This is a genomic window from Labilibaculum sp., assembly GCF_041595635.1.
Classification (GTDB): domain Bacteria; phylum Bacteroidota; class Bacteroidia; order Bacteroidales; family Marinifilaceae; genus Labilibaculum.
In genome coordinates this window covers 31,521-51,750 of the sequence record NZ_JBFHJW010000007.1, presented here as the reverse complement: position 1 = coordinate 51,750, position 20,230 = coordinate 31,521, and the positions used below count along the sequence as shown (strand labels likewise).

Annotated in this window: 17 protein-coding genes and 1 pseudogene; 7 read left to right on the top strand and 11 right to left on the bottom strand. The window is 35.7% G+C overall.

Annotated elements, in window-relative coordinates; all coding sequences use genetic code 11:
• Positions 1-222: 222 nt before the first annotated feature.
• Together ABYT26_RS03665 and ABYT26_RS03660 are read right to left on the bottom strand one after the other, a co-directional pair.
• Positions 223-1,005 (bottom strand): ribonuclease H, encoded by a 783-nt coding sequence (locus ABYT26_RS03665; RefSeq protein ID WP_372751541.1) that lies wholly within the window; start codon positions 1,003-1,005, stop codon positions 223-225.
• A 532-nt stretch (positions 1,006-1,537) separates the two neighbouring features.
• Complete coding sequence (locus tag ABYT26_RS03660; protein ID WP_372751540.1) at positions 1,538-3,583, bottom strand: M13 family metallopeptidase; 2,046 nt, start codon at positions 3,581-3,583, stop codon at positions 1,538-1,540.
• 169 nt (positions 3,584-3,752) lie between these two features.
• Here ABYT26_RS03660 and mnmA point away from each other — a divergent pair, with 169 nt between their 5' ends.
• Entirely contained in the window at positions 3,753-4,844 is a 1,092-nt protein-coding gene (mnmA, locus tag ABYT26_RS03655; protein WP_372751539.1) for a tRNA 2-thiouridine(34) synthase MnmA, read from the top strand.
• 8 nt (positions 4,845-4,852) lie between these two features.
• Here mnmA and ABYT26_RS03650 read toward each other — a convergent pair whose 3' ends face one another.
• Positions 4,853-5,338 carry a GAF domain-containing protein gene (locus ABYT26_RS03650; RefSeq protein ID WP_372751538.1) on the bottom strand — a complete coding sequence of 162 codons (486 nt, stop codon included), beginning with the start codon at positions 5,336-5,338 and terminating at the stop codon, positions 4,853-4,855.
• A gap of 126 nt (positions 5,339-5,464) precedes the next feature.
• Between ABYT26_RS03650 and ABYT26_RS03645 the strand changes: the two genes are divergently transcribed.
• Positions 5,465-5,704 carry a DUF3820 family protein gene (locus tag ABYT26_RS03645; protein ID WP_372751537.1) on the top strand — a complete coding sequence of 80 codons (240 nt, stop codon included), beginning with the start codon at positions 5,465-5,467 and terminating at the stop codon, positions 5,702-5,704.
• Positions 5,705-5,809: 105 nt separating this feature from the next.
• On the opposite strand, the gene modC is transcribed toward ABYT26_RS03645, so the two are convergent.
• The 8 genes and pseudogenes from modC to ABYT26_RS03605 form a co-directional block, all read right to left on the bottom strand.
• Positions 5,810-6,904: a molybdenum ABC transporter ATP-binding protein gene (modC, locus tag ABYT26_RS03640; RefSeq protein WP_372751536.1), complete on the bottom strand. Its 1,095-nt coding sequence runs from the start codon at positions 6,902-6,904 to the stop codon at positions 5,810-5,812.
• Positions 6,905-6,958: 54 nt separating this feature from the next.
• Positions 6,959-7,651 carry a molybdate ABC transporter permease subunit gene (modB, locus tag ABYT26_RS03635; RefSeq protein WP_372751535.1) on the bottom strand — a complete coding sequence of 231 codons (693 nt, stop codon included), beginning with the start codon at positions 7,649-7,651 and terminating at the stop codon, positions 6,959-6,961.
• Between the two features lies 1 nt (position 7,652).
• Positions 7,653-8,432: a molybdate ABC transporter substrate-binding protein gene (gene modA, locus ABYT26_RS03630; RefSeq protein WP_372751534.1), complete on the bottom strand. Its 780-nt coding sequence runs from the start codon at positions 8,430-8,432 to the stop codon at positions 7,653-7,655.
• 197 nt (positions 8,433-8,629) lie between these two features.
• Complete coding sequence (locus ABYT26_RS03625; protein ID WP_372751533.1) at positions 8,630-9,334, bottom strand: Crp/Fnr family transcriptional regulator; 705 nt, start codon at positions 9,332-9,334, stop codon at positions 8,630-8,632.
• Positions 9,335-9,687: 353 nt separating this feature from the next.
• Positions 9,688-10,407: a hypothetical protein gene (locus ABYT26_RS03620; protein ID WP_372751532.1), complete on the bottom strand. Its 720-nt coding sequence runs from the start codon at positions 10,405-10,407 to the stop codon at positions 9,688-9,690.
• A gap of 98 nt (positions 10,408-10,505) precedes the next feature.
• Positions 10,506-13,055: a phosphoenolpyruvate carboxylase gene (locus ABYT26_RS03615; RefSeq protein WP_372751531.1), complete on the bottom strand. Its 2,550-nt coding sequence runs from the start codon at positions 13,053-13,055 to the stop codon at positions 10,506-10,508.
• 153 nt (positions 13,056-13,208) lie between these two features.
• The gene (locus ABYT26_RS03610) at positions 13,209-13,367 is read right to left on the bottom strand and encodes a helix-turn-helix domain-containing protein (protein ID WP_372751530.1); all 159 of its coding nucleotides are present in this window, start codon (positions 13,365-13,367) and stop codon (positions 13,209-13,211) included.
• A pseudogene (locus ABYT26_RS03605) lies at positions 13,343-13,588 on the bottom strand (phosphoenolpyruvate-utilizing N-terminal domain-containing protein); the annotation flags it as partial. The pseudogene ABYT26_RS03605 and the gene ABYT26_RS03610, both read right to left, overlap by 25 nt.
• A 467-nt stretch (positions 13,589-14,055) precedes the next feature.
• On the opposite strand from ABYT26_RS03605, the gene ABYT26_RS03600 reads away from it, so the two are divergent.
• The 5 genes from ABYT26_RS03600 to lysM all read left to right on the top strand — a co-directional run bounded on the left by ABYT26_RS03600 (position 14,056) and on the right by lysM (position 20,208).
• Complete coding sequence (locus tag ABYT26_RS03600) at positions 14,056-16,074, top strand: alpha amylase C-terminal domain-containing protein (RefSeq protein ID WP_372751529.1); 2,019 nt, start codon at positions 14,056-14,058, stop codon at positions 16,072-16,074.
• 2 nt (positions 16,075-16,076) lie between these two features.
• On the top strand, positions 16,077-17,783 hold the full coding sequence (locus ABYT26_RS03595; RefSeq protein WP_372751528.1) for an alpha-amylase family protein: 1,707 nt from the start codon (positions 16,077-16,079) through the stop codon (positions 17,781-17,783).
• 196 nt (positions 17,784-17,979) lie between these two features.
• On the top strand, positions 17,980-19,092 hold the full coding sequence (locus ABYT26_RS03590; RefSeq protein WP_372751527.1) for a 50S ribosomal protein L11 methyltransferase: 1,113 nt from the start codon (positions 17,980-17,982) through the stop codon (positions 19,090-19,092).
• 400 nt (positions 19,093-19,492) lie between these two features.
• A complete protein-coding gene (locus tag ABYT26_RS03585; RefSeq protein ID WP_372751526.1) occupies positions 19,493-19,696 on the top strand; it encodes a dodecin family protein in 204 nt (67 codons plus the stop codon).
• 47 nt (positions 19,697-19,743) lie between these two features.
• Positions 19,744-20,208 (top strand): peptidoglycan-binding protein LysM, encoded by a 465-nt coding sequence (gene lysM, locus ABYT26_RS03580; RefSeq protein ID WP_372751525.1) that lies wholly within the window; start codon positions 19,744-19,746, stop codon positions 20,206-20,208.
• The last annotated feature ends 22 nt before the right edge of the window (positions 20,209-20,230 follow it).

Below are 20,230 nucleotides of genomic sequence, written 5' to 3'. Positions count from 1 at the left end.
TTTGAAACTAAAAATTTCAATTTCAAAAGAGGCTACTCCTTTATGGAATTCGGCCTTTCGCAAGGGATTTTAACTTTTACCGCAAAGTTTTCTGATACCCCAACCCCCTAAAGGGGCTTACTCGTGCGGATTTTAAAGTCCCCTTCAGGGGATTTAGGGGAAAAATAGAAATGCTTTTGAAATTACCGATCTCTTTTATCAATCGCTTATTGGAAAAAGGGCTTACTTTTTCTGTATTGCTGATTCATGGGCTAGCTGATGGCAAAAATCTTGTTTCTCATGGCCCGAATGTCCTTTTATCCATTTAAACTCCATCAATTTTCCTTCACACAGTCTATTAATTTTTTGCCAGTAATTGGCAAATTTCACTTCCTGTCCCTGAGCCGTTTGCCAATTGTTGTGCTGCCAAAAATGAATCCACTGTGCCAGGCCACGAATCACAAAACGACTATCGGTATTCACCTGAATTCTATCTTCCGATTGCAGCATTTCCAAACCTTCGAGCACGGCCAACAGCTCCATCATATTGCTGCTCCCCTGATCGAATGTGCGAGAATAAATTTGTTGATTGCCGGCGGGCATTTCTATGAAACCCGCATAAGCCGACTGATTCAATTCGGAAGCATGAGAACCATCAGCAAAAATTTTAGCAACCTCTTTTAGTCCCGTTTTGCTGGTGGTAATTTTTAAATCATTACATCGGCGATCGACTCGAATATAGTGCTTAAAATCCGATTCCTTTACGAAAGGAAAATCCTCAAAAAACACACATTCTATTTTTTGTCCCAATTGCAGTTTCCCATTAATCGCCGAACGCAACACCTTTTTGAATTGGAATTCAATAATGCGCATAGTAGCTGTTAATTCAAACTCCTCAGTATAAACAAGCTTCTCTTCCTCGGGAAAATAACTTGCATGAATACGCTCCTTTTCATTGGAAAGTAAACATTCTATTTGCTGAGCACTGATGGCCTGAATTTGTAGTCCTATTTTTATTGCTTTCATTCTTGCTGTGAATTTATACTGCAATTTACCTCTAAGCTGAGTATTTTGTAGATTCCTTAGTCAAAAAGAAATCTAAATCATTACATGTTTTATCGGTAAGTTCCTGAAAAAAAACAGAATGGTCATGATTGCGAAAATACTTCTCAATCAATTCGAAATGAAAAGAAGCATCTTAACGCTGTCAGGTCTTTCAGACACTGACAGGTTTTGCGTTTCCCACTTTACTTCACCAAACCTGACAGCATTCATAGACCTGTCAGCCTGTGATCAAACGAATTGATTACGCAATCCTATTGTTACTTATTATATCCAAGTTATCATTTTTTGCTTTAACAATATACATATTGAGTCAAAAATCAATTTTTCGTGCTTTGTACTTTCTACATTCCGTGAAAAATACGTTTTTTTCAGGCACTCCTCTCTTTGCAAGTCTGTTGAACGCAACCAAAGAGCAAAAAAAAAACCGCCTCAGTTTCCCGAGACGGTTTGTATAGTATCATTTCAATCTATCTTATTACTAGTTAAAATCGGCTTACCAAATTTTAGCTCTTTGCTCCTCGGTACGATACAAAGGATCTTCAGGACTAATATCAAAAGTATCGTAGAATTCAGGAATATTAAACAAACCACCGTTTACACGATATTCACCTGGGGAATGCACATCTTCTTTAATTAGTTTTCTCAAATAGGTATCTCTTACATTACCTTTCCAAACTTTAGCGTAGGCCAAAAAGAAACGTTGCATATTATTGAAACCATCAATATCTGCAGGTTTTTCTCCTTTCAAAGCCATCTTATAAGCTTCCAATGAAATGGTTAAACCACCATAATCCGCAATATTTTCTCCTAATGTCAATTTACCATTAACATGCAGATCATCAAAAGCCTGAAAGCCATTAAACTGATCGACTAGTTTTTGAGATCTTTCGTTAAACTTCTTGGTATCTTCGGCAGTCCACCAGTCTCTCATGTTTCCTTCTTTATCGAAACGACGACCATTATCATCAAAACCGTGAGTCATTTCGTGACCGATTACCACACCAATAGCACCGTAGTTTACCGCATCATCTCCATTCATATAAAAGAAAGGAGGCTGAAGAATTGCTGCTGGAAAAACCACCTCATTCAACATTGGGTGATAGTAAGCATTCACGGTTTGTGGAGTCATCCCCCACTTCTCAGTATCAACCTCTTGTCCTAATTTTGCAATATTCTTCTCAAAACTAAACCTGGCAGCTCTCCACATATTCTGAGCATACGAATCGGTAGATACCTCAAGCTTCGAATAATCTTCCCACTTATCGGGATAACCAATTTTCACGCCGAAAGCATCCAATTTTGCCAAAGCTTCTGTTCGAGTACTATCGCTCATCCATTCTAATTTTTCAATTCTTCCACGCAAAGCAGTTTTAAGATTCTTCACTAGCTTGTCCATGCGTAACTTTGCTTCAGGTGGGAAATATTTCGCCACATACAATTGTCCAACAGCTTCGCCCAAAACAGAACCCGTTACTGATGACATGCGTCTCCAACGTGGCTGTTGTTCTGTTGCACCGGTTAAAATTGTGCCATAAAAAGCGAAATTTTGTTTTTCCAGCTCAGAACCAACAGTTGCTGCCGCATCATCCAGTACTTTCCATTTCAAATACAACCTAATGTCATCCATTTTCTCCTCCACTAACATCTTATTTAGCTCGGTCAGGTAACGAGGGTGAGTTGTAATCACATACTCCTTAATGTCAGCACCTAATTCTTTAAAATAGCTTCCCCAGGCAAAGTTTGGATATTCTTTTTCTAGCACCTCAACCGTTTTTGGATTGTACATGGCTGGGTAATTTCTATTTTCAACACGGGTATTGAATTTTTCAGCCATGCGAGTCTCAAATTTCATGATTCTTGCGGCATTGCTTTTTGCAAGGCTTGCATCCTCACCAATCAACTCAAACATTTTGGCCACATGCTTTACAAATTCTTTACGGATATTTTCACTTGTTTCATTATCGGCAACATAGTAATCCCTATCCGATAAGGAAAGACCAGCCTCACCAAGATACATGCGATTAACCCTTGTGTTTTTCATGTCCTGCTCAACACCTGCACTAAACAAAGCATTAATGCCCATCTTGTGCAAATGAACCAATTCTTTGCGCAAGTCGCTTGCATTCTTCACCGAAGCTATTCTTTCAAACTCAGGAAGCAAAGGCTGAATACCTACCTTTTCGATTTTTTCAACATCCATAGCAGTCGCATAAAAATCCTGAATTTTCTTCAAATTGCTACCTTCCTCTGCATTTTCTGTTTTAGCGGCTTCTTCCAGTAGGTTATGAACTGCTTCGTTTGCGCTTTCGCCCAATATATCGAAAGCACCATAACGACTTTTATCAGCTGGAATTGGCGTATTCTTCATCCAGGTTCCATTTGCATATTCAAAGAAATTAACCCCTGGTTTTACTTCCAGGTTCATATCTTCTTTTTTCAGTACTCCTGTACCTTTGGGTGCCTTCTCGGTACATCCCACCATGATGGTAAGCACCAAACCCGCACTCAAAATACCACCCGACAATTGTTTTAAATTCATTATTTTGTTTTGTTGTGATTAATCGTTTTTTTAGAAGCAGCGAAAGTAAAAAAAAACCTCTGAATAGCCTTAGTTTTTTCGATATCCAGCAGGTTTCGCTCGATGATACCGATTTTGTAATCTTCTGTGAAAAGGATATGTTTGCAGAAGATTCTAAAAAAGAAGCAAAATGAGCGCGGAGATGGATGCAAAAAGGAGAATAGTTTTGGGAATGAGTGGTGGCACCGATTCGTCTGTAGCAGCCATGATGCTTCAGAAACAAGGCTATCAGGTAGTGGGTGTTTCCCTCTGGTTTTTTGGTACTGATCATTCTTTAAATCCCCATGATCCCTTGCCGGATTTTATTCTTGATGCGCAAAAATTGGCCAAGGAACTAAACATCGAACATCATGTGATTGATGCCCGCCAGGAATTTCGCGACACCATTATTCAGTTCTTTTTAGATGAATACCTGGCTGGCAGAACACCCAGTCCGTGCATACAGTGCAATCCTCAGCTAAAATGGAGATTGCTTCTGGAAAAAGCCGATGAGCTGCACTGTAAATGGATTGCTACCGGACATTACATTCAGATTATACACGAAGAAAAGGGATATTACATTCACAAAGGAAAAGATCCAGCCAAAGATCAATCCTACTTTCTTTGGAATTTAGGACAAGATATTTTATCGAGAACACTTACTCCTCTGGGAGGATTTACCAAAACAGAAGTGCGTGAAATTGCTAAGGAATTTGGCTTTGCTGAGGTCGCAAAAAAGAAGGAAAGCATGGGCATCTGCTTTATGGATCGAATGGATTACCGCGACTTTTTACTGGAAATGATTCCCGATTTGGATCGAAAAATTGGCCGCGGAAAAGTTCTGGACAATAAAGGCAATTATTTGGGTTGGCACAATGGTTACCCTTACTATACAGTAGGTCAAAAAAGAGGCCTGGAACTGGAAAAAAAATCGGGTTTAATGGTAAGTAGAATCAATGCCGAGAGCAATACGCTTATTCTGGAAAAGAAAGAGGAACTCAACCGAATGAAAATTAAGGTATCGAATTACTATTTTAATAATCTGGAAGACAGCCAACTTCCAAAAATCAACACCATTGTGCGTGGTCTGGGCCGAAATCCTCAAAAATTCAGTAAACTACAAATCATTTCGGATACAGAACTGGAGGTTATTCTGGAAGATGCTGCCTGGGCAATTGCTCCCGGTCAGCCTGTAGCCTTTTATATTGCTGATAAACTAATTGGTGGTGGATTTGCCGAATAACTTTTCCATTACAAACTGCTTCTATCTTCAGACTCATCTGCCATTAACAAATCTGATTCAATACCTGTGCGAAAATGATCGAGCAACTGATGATCCAAATCCACAAATTTTCGAGGCTCTTTATTCAGCACACAAATGGTTCCAAACAAATCCTTATTCGGATAAAAAATTGGTAATCCCATATAGCATGACATACCATTGTTAAACTTCATCTTTGATTGCCAATACTGATCTTCTGAAGCATCTTCAATTTGAAATTTAGCCTTGCTGGCAATAATAGTATCACAATAGGCTCCAATATTAATCTCTCCCCGATCTCCAATTGTATACGGATTATTTTCATTCCCAGAACTGACATACACCTCCAATTCGTGAGGATGCAACTTCATAATTAAGACTGCAGATACTTGCAGCGAATCCTGAAGCAAATCAATTTCTCCTTGCCACTTCTCTAGAATATTCTCCTCTGTAAATTGATTTCCCATTGCATTCATCTCCAATCGATTTTGTCTTTTGGTAAAGTTACGCGAAAATTATTGATACTGGGAAAGATAAATATCTATAATTTTTTTTAGAAATCTGAAATTCTAAAATACCTTTGCAGGAAATCGGATAAAAATATGGACAATATAGACGGGGACTTTATGAATGAGGAATTAATTAAATTAATTCGAATGAGAATGCCCTACGGAAAATACAAAGGACGTTACCTTATTGATATTCCTGAACCTTACTTGGTTTGGTATCGACAAAAAGGGTTTCCAGCTGGAAAACTAGGAGAAATGCTTGCCTCTATGTACGAGATAAAGCTGAACGGATTGGAAGGAATGTTACGTCCCCTTTGCAAAAAATACCAATAATAAAAAGAAAACAGAAAGACTATTTTATCTCATTTTGTGTGCAGAATTTTTTCTCTGATTCGAGACTAGTATTTTCAAAATAAATTCTTGATTTCTAACTAAACTTCACCTATTTATTTGCAAGGCCATTGATTTAAACAAACACCATACCTGTTTTCCTTCGACGAGCTGCATTTTTTCCAGTGATGCATGCGTGATGGAAACCAATAATGTAAAACCAACATCTACCATGCAATAGTTACGATTCTCCTTTTGAATTATCTTACGAATTCTTCCTCGTAGTTGGTTTCGGATGGAAATATTTGGAATTTGCTCCAAGGTAATCGCAATATCCTCAGGACGCAAGGATACGCTCATATCATCGCCAATCTGACAACAATCAAAACTCATCTCCCGCTCCACCTTAATTGGCTTACTGGCATTTTTATTCACCAAAATAGTCAAACCATCCTCTGCATTTCGTGAATCCACTTTAAATTGAATTACATTCATTAATCCCGATCCACGCATCAATTCAAAAAGATTCTCATTCTCCACCAAATCGAGATAATTTCCCTGACCAGCAACCCGACCATTTTTCAGTAAAAACAACTCGCGAGTTAAGTTTAGTAAATCAGGTAAATCGTGGCTAACCACCAACATAGGAATGTTAAAATTTCGATTTATTTTAATTAGGTAAGGAATAATCTGTCTTCGCAATTTCACATCCAGCGACGAAAAAGGCTCATCCATCAATAATAAGTTAGGAGAACTCAGCAAAGCCCTACCAATAGCCACACGCTGTTTTTCGCCTCCAGACAACTGACTGGGACGTTTTTCAAGCAGATCATTTACCTCCAACAAGTTCACCAGCTCATCAAACTCGATAAATTGTTCTCCTTTTGGAAGGTATTTCGTACCGAAAAGCAGATTCTTCCTGACAGTCATATGCGGAAACAATCGTCCTTCCTGAAAAACATAGCCAATTTTACGATTTCGTGCCGGCTCATAGATATTTGTTGAACTATCGACCAAATACCTCTCACCGATTTTTACATAACCTTCATCGGGACGTTCCAATCCTGCCAACATGTGCATTAAGGTTGTTTTGCCTGCTCCCGAGGGACCAAAAACTCCAGTAATTCCTTGTTTGAAATCTACTTTAATATCCAAAAAGAAATTGCCCTTCTTACGTTTTAAATGTGCTGATAAAACATGCATAAACAACTGATTTTCTTTGTTAACTAATTTGTATTGCAGAATCTGTTTATTCTACTAATGTTTGTGTAATTTCTTGACTAAATATTCAGAAACAGCCATAGCTAAAAAAGAAAAAACAACAGCAACCATCAGCAATCGAAATGCCGAACTCTCCATACCTGGCACTTGGATCTGATTAAACAATGCCAAGGGAATGGTTTGTGTTTCGCCTAAAATATTACCTGCAAATATTATAGTCGCACCAAATTCGCCAAGCGATCGTGCAAAAGAAAGCACAAAACCACTTATGATTCCCGGTAAAGACAAAGGAAGTGTTACTCTCACAAAACTCTGAATAGTACTAGCCCCCAAGGTCTTTGCAGCCTCTTCAAAACCTGGATCAACCATTTCGATGGAAAGACGAATGGCTCGCACCGCTAAAGGAAAAGAAACAACCATAGATGCGATTACGGCTGCATAATAAGTAAAGGCAATACGAATTCCCAAGTATTCATTCAGAAAATGACCAATCAGTCCTTTTGTTCCCAATAGCAATAACAAAATAAAACCCGTTGCAACAGGAGGCAATACCAATGGCAAATTAATAAATCCTTCAATTAATGATTTTCCTTTGAAAGATTTACGCGCCAACCACCATCCTACTAAAATTGCCAAAGGCAAAAGTAAAATTGCACAACACAAAGCCACCTTAAAAGAGATCGTAATTGCACTTATTTCTGTTTCTGTAAATACAAAATAACTATCCATATTAATCAATTCTAAAACCATTCTTAGCCCATACTAATTTCACTTGATCGGTTTGCAAAAATTCAAGGAAAGCACCTACTGCTTTTTTCGGTTTTGGGCAACTTGCTCCATAGTATCGAATGGGATCACAATCAGCACCAGAAAATTCGTAAACCACTCTTACTTTATCTGATTTATGAGCATCCGATGCATATACTATGCCCATTTCAACCTCTCCCATCTCCACCATAAAAAGTGCATCACGAACATTTTTTGCAGGCAATAGTCTATGCTTCAATTCCGCTATCCATCCGTACTTTTCTATCATTTGCATGGCATATTTTCCTGCTGGAACATGATTTGGATCACCCAAAGATATTCGCCCTTCGAAAAGCTGAGGAAAATTTACGATAGTAACCGAATCTATTATCATTTTTTTGTTGTCAACAGGCACAATAGCAACAATTCGGTTCCCAGCATGACTATGAATAGAATTTCGATCAACATATTGAAGAGTATCCAAATAATCCATCCATTCTTTACTTGCTGATAAGTAATAATCACAATGGGCACCATTTTCGATTTGCCGAGCCAATATCCCTGAAGATGCAAAATTCAAACGAACACTATAACCTGTTTCCTTTTTAAACTGGCTTGCTATTTCAGTCATCACATCAGTAAGACTTGCCGCTGCAAAAACAGTAATTGAATTAGTTTGCTTGGGGGTAGATGAACAGGACTGAAGAATACAACATACCAATAACAAAAAAACTTTATGGGGAATTTTAGATAATAATTTCATGAAACAGTAGCTTAGTTGGCTTTTGAAGACTTGAAAATAACAATTTTTAACTAAACTAAAGCTTTCAATGATCGGAATATAAACTAAATAATTTGATTCTATTTTGTAAATATTAATCAGGATAACTAGTGAAGAATGAGGAAATAGATCAATGGTGCAAAATAACCTACAAAAAAATCACGATAGGATTAATTATATTAACCCAAACGACTAATTTGCTCCAATTTATTAACGTCCAAAATGGTGATTTCACGCCTACGAATTTTTACGATCTGATCCATTTCAAATCCACATAATTGTTTTGATACACTTTCACGACTAATTCCAACCATATAAGCAATCTCCTTGCGTGTGAGTGGTAAAATAAAACAAAGCGATTCAAAAATAACATTGGAAAAATACAAAAGAACATCAGCAAGTTTGCCTCGACTATTTTTTTGATGCTGAATGATAAAACGATGATAATTTCGCAAATTGTTATTACAAATCGAAGATAAAATTTCATAACTAAACTGTCCGTTTTCTTTAATTAGCTCCAGAAAAACAGGCAATTTCAGAAAACATACTGTAACATCGCTCAAAGCCACATAAGAATACTTATTGATGCAATTATCAAAGATAGATTCAAGTCCTAAATAAGAATGCGGTTTAATAACCTGCAAAATGTACTGTTGAAAATGATCTATAGTTCCATACTCTTTTACCAGTCCTCTTCTTAAATAAGCAATCTGATTTACAGAAATTCCTTCGGACATAATCATATCTCCCTTACGAAATTTCACCTCGTGATAGTTGTTGCGCCATAATTGTAGCTCATATTCTCTAAGAGTTTTTATGGCGCATGATTTATCGGCACAAGTTTCACATGCGGAATTAAATCGATCATTAATTTGCTGCAACATAATAGTAGAATATATATAACAAATATAATATAAATACTTAAACATAAGTAATATAATAAAGCAGTATTGTATTTACAATAAATCAATATTTTGATCCAAAATATAATTATTCTATCCATTCTATAATGAAAAACTATGGCAAAAGTGGAATTTATAATTACCATTACTCCAATTGTTGTAAATTTCGATATCAAAATAAATTATAGACGAATTGCATCCTATTTTTGAACTATCTTACCTAAAAATCAACTACTATACCAGAAAAACACATTGGGATTTATTGCTTAAATATTGTCCATAAAAAAAGACTAACATTGCTGTTAGTCTTCATTTTATGATATAAATTTACTCTTTTATAAGCCTAAATTTTTATTTTTTATCACCTCGTCTTGAAGTTTTCGCGCCAGCTTTTGTTCTCGAACGAGTGCATTTTTACGAAGTGTATCCAATTCTTCCCGTACTTCTTCCAATGTCTGTTTTGTTTCCACTGTCAACACGTTGCTTCTTTTAAACAAGAGAAAACACAAACCTGCAAGTAGTAAAGATCCTAAAATTAAAATCCAAATAATGGTGTTGTAGGTTGCTTTAGGAAGATCCATTCCTAAAAACCGCATACTATCTTTAGAACTCCTCGTTTGTTCGAGTTCCTTTTTCACTGTTTCCAATTCATTTTTTAAAGAAGCAATCTCCAAATTCTGGCTTTTTTCTATAAATTTAGAATCAAGTAAATTCTTTTTTGCCAGATTTAATGAATCAAAAACATTCGATTTAAATGTATTGAGAGAGCTTATTTTTACAACCTTATATTCTTGATAACGATTGGATTTGCTCAACATATAATCAAATTGCTCTTCAATTGAACCCTCATCCATATATGCTTTTACTGGCTTTCTTACAACAGGTTTCTTTTCTACAGGAGTACTTACTTCTTGTTTTACAGTCTCCTGTTTTACTACCTCCTGTTTCTTTGCCGCTTCTTTTACTTTAGTAGTAGTATCGGTGCTTTGCGCAAATGCAGAAAGGGTGAATAAAGTGAAAAAGATAATTGAAAAAAATGATTTATTCATCTTCATTGGAATTCTTTTTGTTATATTTTAATTTCTTACTTACAAAGGAAACGATATTCGAGTAAGAATGTTGCAATTTAAGATTAATTTTTATCAAACTTATTTTATGCAGAATTTCTACTGGCATTAATATTACCATAAAGAGACCTAATAACCAAGTTTTCCAATGTAATGTATTTCTCCTGATCAATATTTCCTGACAATTCCATGGCTCGAATCTTCATCAATGCAAATTGCTGAATACAAATTAATGGCAATACAATTTCTTCCCGTAAATGAATGGAATCCTTTAACTCAAGCGATAGCTCCATCAATTCTTTTTGTCCAGACACCTCGAGCAACATATCTACACTAAGTTGATATTCTTGGTAAATCCAATTCCAGAACTCACCAAATTCTTCATCTTTTTTCATGTATTGCGTTAGTGAAAAATAAGATTTACAAATCGATTGCATGCTATTCTCCACCAAGGTGCGGAAAAATAACGAATTATGATACAACTTTTTACAGTTCTCCATTTTGCCTTCCTCTTTCATTCTTTTAAGAGACGCACCAACACCAAAAAAGCCAGGTACATTTTGCTTCATCTGACTCCATGCTCCTACGAATGGAATGGCTCGAAGATCTTCAAAATTCAATGTAGCTGTTTCTTTTCTTTTACTAGGCCGACTACCAATTTTTGCTTTCCCATAATACTTTAAAGCGCTCATTTTCTCTAAATAAGGCACAAATTTATCGGAAGATTTAAACCGGTGATATTCCTCCATGCTATAATTCGCCAAAGCTTCCATTGTTTCCTTATCTTCGACTGAAAACTGTTTGCTTTGATCTTCGAAAAGTCGATTTCCCAAACCTGCAGTAATCATTAATTCCTGATAATATTTTGCCGATGCTTTAGTACCGAATTTCGAACTAATAGTCTGCCCCTGAATGGTAACTTGTATTTCCTGATTTTCAATATCATTGCTCAAAGAGGAGTAAAATTTGTGAGTGTTTCCACCTCCACGCGCTGGTGGTCCACCACGACCATCGAAAAATACAACCACTATTCCTTTTTCCCGCGCCAATTGAGTAATGTTCTCTTTCGCTTTATAAATGCTCCAATTTGCCGAAAAATAACCTCCATCCTTGGTACCATCGGAGAAACCAAGCATAATGGTTTGCTTCTTCCCTCTCGAAACTAAATGCTGATAGTAGGTTTCATTCTCAAACAATTCTCTCATGCTTTGATCTGCTTTAGCTAAATCATCTATGGTTTCGAACAGTGGTACAATATCAAGAGGCAAAATCTTGTTCCAGGCACTAAGCTTAGCCAGAGCGTAAACTTGAGCTACATCAAGAGAAGTTTGACAATTACTGATGATAAAACGATTACAAGCAAGCTCTCCATTCATCTTCTGAATTTCTTTCATTGCAGAAAAAACAGCAAGTGTGTCTCTACTCACCTCATCATCAGTGGATATATCCCCAATCACACCTTTTGCTTGAAATAAACTATCCAGATGATTCTTATCTAGGTTTTTACTTATTTCAGGATTTGAATTGCACAAAAGATCAAAAGCTTTCCTTATGATTCTGCTATCTTGTCGGATGTCGATATTGGCAAAGTGAATTCCAAACAATTTCACTTTATTTTGAAATTTATGCAAAAGATCAAGAAAAAACCCATCGTGTTCTTCCCGCAATATTTTTTCAATTTTTGTTAAAGATTCATCAATTTCCTCAATTGTGATACTTCCTTCATCGCCTTTCGCATTCAAAGCCTTTAGTACTTTCTCTTCTAAATCAAGAACAATTTCATAAACTCCTTTAAAACTTAATCGTCTTCGTAATCGCCTTAAATCTTTATAATAATTCGAAAATAGAATGTATCGAAGTCGTTCTGCCACTTTAAAAGTTGTCTCTGTATTTACATATGGATTTCCATCCCGATCGCCACCGGGCCAAAACCCGAAGGAAATTACAGAACATGCTTTTCCATCGGATAATTGTTCATTGCTTAGCAATTCAGAATACAATTCGGAAGCCGATTGATAAAAAATATTTTCAAGATACCAACTTATACTTTTTGCCTCATCGTATGGGGTAGGACGTTCTTTTTTAAAAAACGGGGTTTTTCCCAATTGGGTAAGCAATAATTTTATTTGAAGCAAATCACTTTTCTGAATCGCTATAATTAAATCATTGATTATAGAAAGTACAGTACTCGGATAAAATTGTGTTGGATGAGCGGTTAAAACAATTCGTACAGCAAACCTCTCCAAATCACTTTTCAACTCCTTCCATTTATCTGCTTGATTCACTCTCGATTTTAAGTCTTTTAAACTTCCTGCTCCATCTAAATCATTAATTTTATCAAAAACGGCATCCTCTACAGCATCCAGCAATACTACCTGCCGTTCAATATAATGTATAACCCGAAACAGAAAATCGAATTGCTCTTTCTCTGTTCGTAAGGAAGTTTGTTTCTCAAAAAAATGATCGAAAATTTCAAGAGGAGACTTCCCCAGATCCAAACCTTTTGAGCAGCTCTCTTTTAGTATAGGAATTAAAATTCCTGTTCCATGAATGCCATCTAATGGCAAAGTTAAAAATATACTGTTGTACAATTTATACTTTAAATCTACTTCATTTTGAAACTTTTCCGATCTCATATCTATCTTTTTTCTTTCGATTATGCACACCACGAATACAAGCCTTAAGTTAAGAAAAGAGATTGAAAATATCCACAAGTCTTATCATTCCTTATGCATCAAAATTATGGATTTCTGTTAAGATTCAAAGTAAGTAACTGAATAACAAAACTTTCACTGCTTACGAATTACATTTATGTATTTTAAGGGAGAGGTACCATACTGCTTCTGAAAAAGCTGGCAGAAGTGAGAAACATTGGAAAAACCTGATTCCCAACAAATTTCATTGATTTTTTTATCGGTACTAATTAGTAAATGCGAAGAATATTCCAATCTTTTTTCTTGATTTGCTTTAACCAAACAAAAGCAACATTTATTTTTTCTTTTCGAACCATTATTTCTACTGCATTCAGTAAATCTTCATCCTGCAAAAGAAGTTTATGGTATTCAAAAATATCAACTTCTTTTTGGCTTAGTTCTTTAACAATTTTTTGTTGAATTGTTTCCAAATCGGCAAGTGCCTGATTAATCGATTTATGTAACAAACTAATTTCCTGATCAACATCTGATTAAGTAATTTTGGCGGATATAAAATGTTCTATTTGGCTCATTTCTTATCGGATTTGGTTAAAACGATTGCACCAGTCAGCCACACAGTTCACTTTGCTAAACCTTATGCATGGCACATAAACGACTATCTATTAGTATTAATACATGTTTAAATACATATAATTCTCTTTATTTCGGTCTGAAATAAGTCTACTGGGTATTTCCATCTGTCAGCTTCAACCATAAGGAACATATTTCTCAACAGAACATACGCTATATATTTGTACTTCAACCTTAAGCCTTTCAAACAATTCGTTTTTTCTGCAAAGGGAATAAATCAATAGATGGCTCCAACTTTTTCACTTGCAAAAATTCCTAAAAACTATATTCCATTATAGAGTAATCATAAGTAATAAATTGTATCTTTAAGTTCATTGTAATATCTAACTACTGCGAAGCAGGAACACCTATAATGCTTATGATTGCACATCTTAAAATCATTGAATCGGATCCTTTTTTACAAGATTACCAATTTGTAATTCAAAAAAGAATACTAGCGGCAGAACAAAAAGAACAAAACCTTGGCGAAACAAATCTTTCATCCTTTGCTAATGGCCACCATTACTATGGACTGCATCAAGATTCCAAAAATTGGATCATAAGAGAATGGGCTCCCAATGCAGAAGAAATATACCTTATTGGTAAATTTTCAAACTGGAAAAAACATTCAAACTATAAATTCGAAAAGCTTGAATATGGTAATTTCGAATTAAAACTGCCTTTAGCTTCTCTGCAACAGACAGATTTGTATAAATTACTAGTTTGTTGGTCTGGTGGCGAAGGAGAACGAATACCTGTATGGTGTAACCGTGTAATACAAGATCCGAAAACACTCGTTTATTCAGCACAAGTTTGGAAGCCAAAAGCTTCTTTCGAATGGAAACATGAAGCCAAACGAGTTAAATATCTATCGCCTCTTATTTACGAGGCTCATATTGGCATGGCAAGCGAGAAAGAAGGCGTTGGAAGCTATGATGAATTTCGAAAACTCATTCTTCCTCGAATCCATAAAGCAGGTTACAATACCATCCAATTGATGGCCATACAGGAACATCCTTACTATGGTTCTTTTGGATACCATGTTTCCAGTTTATTCGCTGCATCATCGCGCTTTGGCACACCCGAGGAATTAAAGCAACTCATTGATGAAGCTCATTCTTTAGGCATTATGGTAATCATGGATCTAATTCATTCTCATGCTGTTAAAAACGAAAACGAAGGACTTGGAAAGTTTGATGGTTCCACCTATCAGTTTTTTCATGATAACGAACGAAGAGAACACGTAGCTTGGGATTCTCTTTGCTACAATTATGCTAAAAATGAAGTCATTCACCTTTTATTGTCGAATATAAAATACTGGCTAGAAGAATATCATTTTGATGGATTTCGTTTCGATGGAGTAACCAGTATGTTGTACTACGATCATGGCTTATCGAGAGATTTCACCAATTACAGCATGTATTTCGATGGCCAACAAGATGAAGATGCCATTAGTTACCTTATTTTAGCCAATAAATTAATTCACCAATACAATCCTAAGGCAATTAGTATTGCTGAAGAAATGAGCGGTTATCCGGGATTAGCTTCCCCTATTCAGGAAGGTGGTTTGGGTTTCGATTTTCGCCTGGCAATGGGAATTCCAGATTATTGGATCAAACTCATTAAAGAATCTCACGATGAAAATTGGGACGTGGGTACTATCTTTTACGAACTCTCCAATAAACGAGCCGAAGAAAAAACCATTAGTTATGCTGAATCGCACGATCAGGCTTTGGTAGGAGATCAAACACTAATTTTTCGTTTGATTGACAAAAGCATGTATGATAGCATGGACAAGGCAAGTGAAAACCTAATTGTTGATCGCGGAATAGCACTTCATAAATTGATTCGTTTGCTAACTATCTGTTGCAGCGGAAATGGCTATTTGAATTTTATGGGCAATGAATTTGGGCATCCAGAATGGATTGATTTTCCCCGAGCTGGAAATAATTGGTCCTATAAATATGCACGCAGACAATGGAGTTTGGTCGACAATCCAAACTTACGATTCGAATTTTTAAATGAGTTCGATAAAGATATGATTGCCCTGCAAAAACAAGAAGAATTTATTAATGAGCCTTATATTGATTGTGTACAATCTGATAAAAATAATCAGGTATTGGCTGTTCGAAGAAAAAATTTACTTTTTGTTTTCAATTTAAACCCAAACCAATCCTTCACCTACTACGGAATTCCGGCACAATCTGGCAAATACCAGTTGGTGCTCAACTCTGACGAGAAAAAATACGGAGGTTTCGATCGTGTAGATGCAAATCGACTATACTATTCAAAACCCGAAGCTACAATGTCGAATATTCACCGGGTTTATCTTTACTTGCCAAGTAGAACTGCTTTGGTTTTTAAATATATTCCCTCTAAAAGCGTATTCTAGTTATGAAAAATATCAAGCTTATAATATACCAACTACTACCCCGCTTATTTGGAAATAAAAACACCAATCCCATTGCAAATGGTTCACGAGATCAAAACTCTTGCGGAAAATTCAACGATATCAGCACAAAGGCTCTACAGGAAATAAAAAAACTTGGTGTTACACATATTTGGTACACAGGAATTATCGAACATGCAATTAGCGAAGGTTATCCCGAAGCGGGAATACCAAATGGCAACCCGCTGGTAATTAAGGGAAAAGCAGGATCTCCTTATGCCATAAAAGATTACTATGATGTAAATCCAGATTTGGCCATAAATGTTAACCACCGAATGCAAGAATTTGAAGATTTACTTCATCGAAGTCATGAAAATGGAATGAAGGTGATCATTGACTTCGTTCCCAACCATTTGGCTCGAGAATATCATTCAGATGCAAAACCCAACGGCATTTCTGATTTTGGAAGCAATGACGATAGCAGTATGGCGTTCTCACCAACTAATAATTTTTACTACATGCCTCATCAGCATCTGCATTTGTCCAATGAAATAAGAAATAGATTTCCTAAAATTGATTATCAGGAATATCCTGCAAAAGCAACCGGAAACGATCAATTTTCTGATCATCCACAGCTAAACGATTGGTACGAAACCGTAAAACTAAACTACGGAGTAGATTACCTGAACAATCATTCAAAACATTTTGACCCGATACCGAATACCTGGTTCAAAATGAAGGACATCCTTATTTATTGGGCAAAGAAAGGGATTGACGCTTTTCGATGCGACATGGCTGAAATGGTTCCTGTTGAATTTTGGCAGTGGGTAATTCAAGAAGTTAAATCACAATTCCCTGATATTCTATTCATAGCTGAAGTCTACAATCCATATCTCTATGAAAGCTATATTAAAATTGGAAAATTTGATTACCTATATGATAAAGTAGGTTTGTACGATACCCTTAAAGCGGTAATTCGTGGCGAACGCCCAGCCAGAGACATTACACAATCCTGGCAATCACTGCATAATTTGGATGATTACATGCTCCAGTTTATGGAAAATCACGATGAACAAAGAATCGCATCCCCTTATTTCGCAACAGATCCTTTCAAAGCTCTTCCAGGAATGGTGCTTTCGGTTTGCATTAATAAAGGTGCAGCCCTACTCTATTCTGGACAAGAATTTGGAGAAACAGGAATGGAAAAATCGGGATACAGTGAAGCCGATGGTCGCTCTACCATATTCGATTACTGGAACCTCCCCGAACATCAGAAATGGATGAATGATGGAAAATTTGATGGAAAATTATTATCTACTCCACAAAAAAACTTGCAAAATGCTTACCGGGAGATTCTTAATTATGCACAGTTGCCAGCTATTGCCGAAGGTTCGTTTTACGATATCATGTGGCAGAATACAAATTCGGAGATTTTTAATTCAGAAACAGTTTATGCCTTTTTGCGCCACTGTTCAAGCCAAAAACTCCTAATTATATGCAGTTTTGACAATAAGCCTCAACATTTACAAATTAAAATACCTGCACATGCACTGGATGCGCTAAAAATTGCACATCCAACAAAATTACGTTTTAACAAGATACACACTAATACAAATCTCGAACTAAGTAGTAACGAATTATCGGAAAAAGGTTTAGACCTAGATATTTCGGCTCACCACTATCTTATTTTCGAAATTCAGGATTGTATTTGATAAAATATCTAGTCATAGCTCATCCTGTTAGGTCGTTTTGCTTATCCATAAAATACAAACACAATAATTTATTGCAATACAGGCAAAAATTATCAGTATTTGTACTACGTTTACACGAAATTTAACAATCTGCGAACCAAACATAGCTTAGGAAATTGTGCCTTAGTTCTGCTAAACGCAATAAAATAGATAAGTAATGGTACAAGCAAAAATAGAAATAATTCTTTCGGGCAAGAAAATTACAGCCAATCGTCCCGAACCTATCCTTTCTGATATTGAAGTAGTTCCCTATAAAAAAAGAATGGATCCAATGGATGCAGTAGATGCTCTTATTGATGGATATTCAGTATTAATTGTTGATTATTTTAGTAGTGGATTAGCTGTTCTCAGCGAGTTAAAAAAACACCTACAAACGAAATTTCCAGATCAATCCTATAAAGGACAACGTGAATTTCGTTCTGCATATCAAAAACTATCTCAAAAATTATTAATACACGTTACCAACAACAAATTAAACGTGCGAAAAGCTCCAGTAATTGGCTGGTTAGAAATACTATATCCAAATTTAAATGAGTTTTTGTTGCCTTTTACGCAAATACAAGGATTAAATAGCTCGTGGCAATGGTACGAAAAAGGCATTTACATTCCTGTTCTCGATCAAAAAATACATCCATTTTTCGATACCTATTTCCCAACTCGATTTGAACACATAAAACTTTTCGACAAATGGTTGGATCGATACAAAGGTGAAAAGAAATCTGCTTTCGATATAGGAACAGGTTCTGGAATTTTAAGTCTGCAACTCCTAAAGCATGGATTTAAAAAAATATACGCTACCGACACCAATCCTAATGCAATTATTGGAGCCTCGCAAACTCAAGGCTTTAATCAATACGATTCAAAAATTGAACTTCTATTGGGTGATTTATTTGCTCAAAGCAATTCAAAAACTGATTTGATCGTATTTAATCCGCCATGGTTGCCAGCTTCACACAATACACAGGGAATTGATAATGCCATGTACTACGAAAAGGATCTGTTTCCTCGCTTTTTTGAAGAAGCTAAAAAACACAGCAGAATCAATGGTCGCGTGGTTATTTTATTCTCGAACTTAGCGCAAATTACCGGACAAGAGAAAAATCATCCTATCGAAAAGGAATTAGCCGAAGGTGGACGATTCGAAAAAGAATTACTTTTGGAAAAAAAGGTGCGATCAGCTTCAAAAAATACCAAAAGAAATCAAAATTGGCGACATTCGGAAATGGTTCAATTATGGGTACTAAAACAAAAAGTAAATGACAATAAATAATCATTTTTTCATCATATAAAATCAATATATCATGGCAAAGTCACAGGATGCTAAAAAAAATGTAAAGAAAGAATCGACTAAAACAGCGAAAGAAAAAAAAGAAGCAAAAAGAGAAAAAAAGGCGAATAAGAATTAGTTTTTCTCACTACAAAGACAAATTTAGCTTAAAAGCTAAATTCAATATCCTATTTAAAAGACCAAATTCCAATGTGAATTTGGTCTTTTTTATTTTCTAAAATTGCTCAATGCAATAAAAACACATGTAGATTAAGAATACAACCTAAAAAAGAACGCAGAAAAAAGATTTATTATTTCGCTAATAATTCAGTAAATTGAGAGTACTTAAAAAAACAGTTCTAATTACCAGAACTGTAATTATATTCACTTAATACACAAAATCATGACCATTTTAAAAGTACTAGAAGTAATGTCTTCATCACCAAAGAGTTGGGAAGACGCAACAAAAAATGCAGTAAAAACTGCAGCTAAAACAGTAAAAGAAATTCGTTCTGTATATGTACAGGATATGAGTGCCGTAGTTTCTAAAAACGACATCACAGAATATCGTGTAAATGTAAAAATCACTTTCCAGCTTTTAGACTGATTCTCATTTAAAAAATAAATAATGTTTAACGCTAAAATTCAATCAGAATGGGACTCATTTCGTTCATAAAAAGTGCAGGTGAAAAAATCTTTGGGAAATCTGAGGAAACACTTGAAAAAGAAAAAGCTGAACTGATTGCCAATCACATTAAAAAATTTGGCTTTGATACTAGTACCATACAAGTATCGGTTGATGATGAGAAGGTAAGTTTAACAGGAAGTATTGATACGATAGAAAATAAAAACAAAGTTATTGTAACTGCAGGCAACGTAGATGGTATCTCCTCTGTTAATGATCAAATTACCGTTACAAATCCTCCCCCTGTAGAACCTCCTAAAGTAGAAAAACAATTCTACACCGTTAAAAAAGGAGATTATCTTTCAAAAATTGCCAAGGAAGTTTATGGAATGGCCAATAAATATGATGTTATTTTTGAAGCCAACAAACCAATGCTAAAAGATCCTAATTTAATTTATCCTGGGCAAGTTCTGGTAATTCCACCTTTGCAATAATAGAGAAAGGCTGCTTCAGATT

What these genes read in the sequence shown, in the direction of transcription:
- ABYT26_RS03665 (WP_372751541.1), bottom strand. Translation starts at nt 1,005, where the DNA reads ATGAAAGCAATAAAAATAGGACTACAAATTCAGGCCATCAGTGCTCAG.
- ABYT26_RS03660 (WP_372751540.1), bottom strand. Translation starts at nt 3,583, where the DNA reads ATGAATTTAAAACAATTGTCGGGTGGTATTTTGAGTGCGGGTTTGGTG.
- mnmA (WP_372751539.1), top strand. Translation starts at nt 3,753, where the DNA reads ATGAGCGCGGAGATGGATGCAAAAAGGAGAATAGTTTTGGGAATGAGT.
- ABYT26_RS03650 (WP_372751538.1), bottom strand. Translation starts at nt 5,338, where the DNA reads ATGAATGCAATGGGAAATCAATTTACAGAGGAGAATATTCTAGAGAAG.
- ABYT26_RS03645 (WP_372751537.1), top strand. Translation starts at nt 5,465, where the DNA reads ATGGACAATATAGACGGGGACTTTATGAATGAGGAATTAATTAAATTA.
- modC (WP_372751536.1), bottom strand. Translation starts at nt 6,904, where the DNA reads ATGCATGTTTTATCAGCACATTTAAAACGTAAGAAGGGCAATTTCTTT.
- modB (WP_372751535.1), bottom strand. Translation starts at nt 7,651, where the DNA reads ATGGATAGTTATTTTGTATTTACAGAAACAGAAATAAGTGCAATTACG.
- modA (WP_372751534.1), bottom strand. Translation starts at nt 8,432, where the DNA reads ATGAAATTATTATCTAAAATTCCCCATAAAGTTTTTTTGTTATTGGTA.
- ABYT26_RS03625 (WP_372751533.1), bottom strand. Translation starts at nt 9,334, where the DNA reads ATGTTGCAGCAAATTAATGATCGATTTAATTCCGCATGTGAAACTTGT.
- ABYT26_RS03620 (WP_372751532.1), bottom strand. Translation starts at nt 10,407, where the DNA reads ATGAAGATGAATAAATCATTTTTTTCAATTATCTTTTTCACTTTATTC.
- ABYT26_RS03615 (WP_372751531.1), bottom strand. Translation starts at nt 13,055, where the DNA reads ATGAGATCGGAAAAGTTTCAAAATGAAGTAGATTTAAAGTATAAATTG.
- ABYT26_RS03600 (WP_372751529.1), top strand. Translation starts at nt 14,056, where the DNA reads ATGCTTATGATTGCACATCTTAAAATCATTGAATCGGATCCTTTTTTA.
- ABYT26_RS03595 (WP_372751528.1), top strand. Translation starts at nt 16,077, where the DNA reads ATGAAAAATATCAAGCTTATAATATACCAACTACTACCCCGCTTATTT.
- ABYT26_RS03590 (WP_372751527.1), top strand. Translation starts at nt 17,980, where the DNA reads ATGGTACAAGCAAAAATAGAAATAATTCTTTCGGGCAAGAAAATTACA.
- ABYT26_RS03585 (WP_372751526.1), top strand. Translation starts at nt 19,493, where the DNA reads ATGACCATTTTAAAAGTACTAGAAGTAATGTCTTCATCACCAAAGAGT.
- lysM (WP_372751525.1), top strand. Translation starts at nt 19,744, where the DNA reads ATGGGACTCATTTCGTTCATAAAAAGTGCAGGTGAAAAAATCTTTGGG.